This window comes from Protofrankia sp. Cj3, from assembly GCF_917627355.1.
Lineage (GTDB): Bacteria > Actinomycetota > Actinomycetes > Frankiales > Frankiaceae > Protofrankia.
The window spans coordinates 6,177-8,390 of record NZ_CAKJTR010000231.1; the positions used below are offsets into that span (position 1 = coordinate 6,177).

The following is a 2,214-nucleotide window of genomic DNA, read 5'->3' on the forward strand; positions in this document are numbered from 1 at the left end:
ATCACGGGGTTATCACGGGGTTGAGGCACGCACCTCGCGTCGTGTTTGAGGCCGCCCCGCCAGGTTCGCGCGGGCCGGCCTCGAACACGGATCAGGCGCTGTCAGTGACGGTGGCTTCCCGGGCCGACCGTCACGGTGACCGTGGCGGTGCTGGCAACCGCCGGCAGTCGAGTGGTGTCGATCGCGAGGAACTCGCCGTCGTCCTGCGCCCCGTTCGGCAGCACCTTCGCGTGCAGCTGGAACGGTGGGGCGCTGTTCGTGACGCCGTCGATCCCGAAGTCGCTGTCGTTGCTGACGATGATTGTGCGTCCGCCGTCGGCAACCGCAACTCCCTCAATCTTGTCATGCCCGAAAAAGCCACCGGTCGGGTCAAGGCCGGTCAACAGACCGCCGAGGTCGAGGGCGAGGCTCTTGGTGACGGGGGTGATCCCGGCGGAGGCCAGCGCCGCGGTCGCGGCCGTGGTGGTCGCCGTCCCGGCGAAAGCCTCGATCGTGCGTCGGTTGGGGCCAACGAGCAGGCCGCCCCTTGCCGCGTCGTACACCGCGCCGGGCAGCGTCGCTGCCGGTCCGACGTCGGTGGCGCCGGCCAGATCGATCCGGAACAGCTTCTTGTAGGCACCCGGCTCGGGGTGGCCGTCACGCTCGTCGACGAGGAACGTCGTGTCGCTCAGCGCGGTGATCTCGCTGACCGCGCCGCTGTTCAGCTTCGGGTCGTCGAGCAGGTAAAGGTACTCGTGCGTGGCGTGGGTGCTCAGCCCGTACGTCACGATCCGCAGGGTGGTGACGTTGGCCGGTTTGCCGGTGAGATCGGGTTGCGCCAGCGCCTGCTGCATCGCGCCTACGAGCGTCTGTCCGTCGGGGGTGACCGTCAGCCCTTCCATGCCCTTGTTGGGCACCCGGTTCGCCAGTTCCGCCGGCAGCGACCCGTCGAACGGTGAGAGCCGCTCGATCGCGCGGCCGTCACGGCCGAAGTGGGTGATGAACGGCCCGTACTCGTCCGACACCCAGAAGGTGCCGTCGGGTAGGGCTACCAGCCCTTCGGAGTCGTAACCGGACGCATCGGGTGGGAGGACGTTCCCATTCAGGTCGACGATCGTCTCGCCGGTGTTCGCCTGGCTGTTCGCCCGGCCCGTGTACGGCGATCCGTCCGCCGCGCGCAACGGGATGGTCCTTTCCAGGACGGCCTTGCCGTCGACGAGCCGGAACCGGCCGATCGCCGGGTCGAAGTCCGGCAGCGCCTCGACCTTCACCCCGTTCGGCCCGTCGACGTTCGGGCCGCGGTCGGTCACGCCGTAGTACTCGTCCCGCGAGCCGGGCACCGGGTACAGCGACGAGCCGTATCCACCACCGGTGATCTTCACACCGCCGATCGTCGCGATCGGCGGCAGGTGCGTGCTGTAAAGCGAAACCACGTCACTGATCGAGTAAGTGAACGTGTCCGTCCCGGTGAAGCCCGCGGCCGGGATGTAACTGAACGACCCGTCCTGCTTCAGGGTGAGAGTCCCATGGGCTGGTTGGGTGTGCCTGACCAGCGTCGTCGGCCACCCGGTGTCGTTGCCCAGCACTCCCTCGCCACGCACGGTGAGAACCCCGCCCGCCTTGACCCAGTACGCGTCATCACGCGCTGTAAGACCCTGCCCCTGCTCCTGCTCCTGTCCTTGGCCGGACGGGTCAGCGGACGCGGCCCCGCCGCCGATTACTGACAGGGCCACGGCACCGGCCGCAACCACGGCGACACCCAGACGGTTCATCCGTTCCTCCTCCGCGGCGCGTCCCCCGACGCGCCGCGGGCCAGTCTCACCAGCACAGATGCACGGCTGCCGTCGAACCAGCGACAAACGGGCAACGCGCGCACGGACAGCTGGCGGACCCGATGGAGCCGGCAGCGGTGAGGGGCATCAACCGCAACGACCCTCATAGGACAAAAACGACAGTCCGCATCCCGTCACGTTGGGCAAGAATCCCATTATTCTCCTCGAACCTGCGCAAAACCGGCTCGCAAGCTGGAAGACAAAGCTGCCGATAGACCCACAGATCGGGATCAAACCCCTCTGAGATATTGCAGGCGTCTACCGTCGCTTTTCAGGACGGCTCGGGAGCCAGTACACGCAGCCACCGTGGCACCCAGTTCCCAGCATGCTCCCCGATCCATGTCGGCGGGCGTGACGATCACCGCTACAGGATCATGCATGAGCTTCCGTTTCAGCCGAGGAG

The 2,214-nt window shown here is 67.3% G+C and carries 1 protein-coding gene; it reads right to left on the minus strand.

Annotated elements, in window-relative coordinates:
* Nucleotides 1–101: 101 nt before the first annotated feature.
* Nucleotides 102–1,751, minus strand: coding sequence for an esterase-like activity of phytase family protein (locus MJ783_RS21005; RefSeq protein WP_239313059.1), 1,650 nt, complete (start codon nt 1,749–1,751; stop codon nt 102–104).
* Between the last annotated feature and the right edge of the window lie 463 nt (nt 1,752–2,214).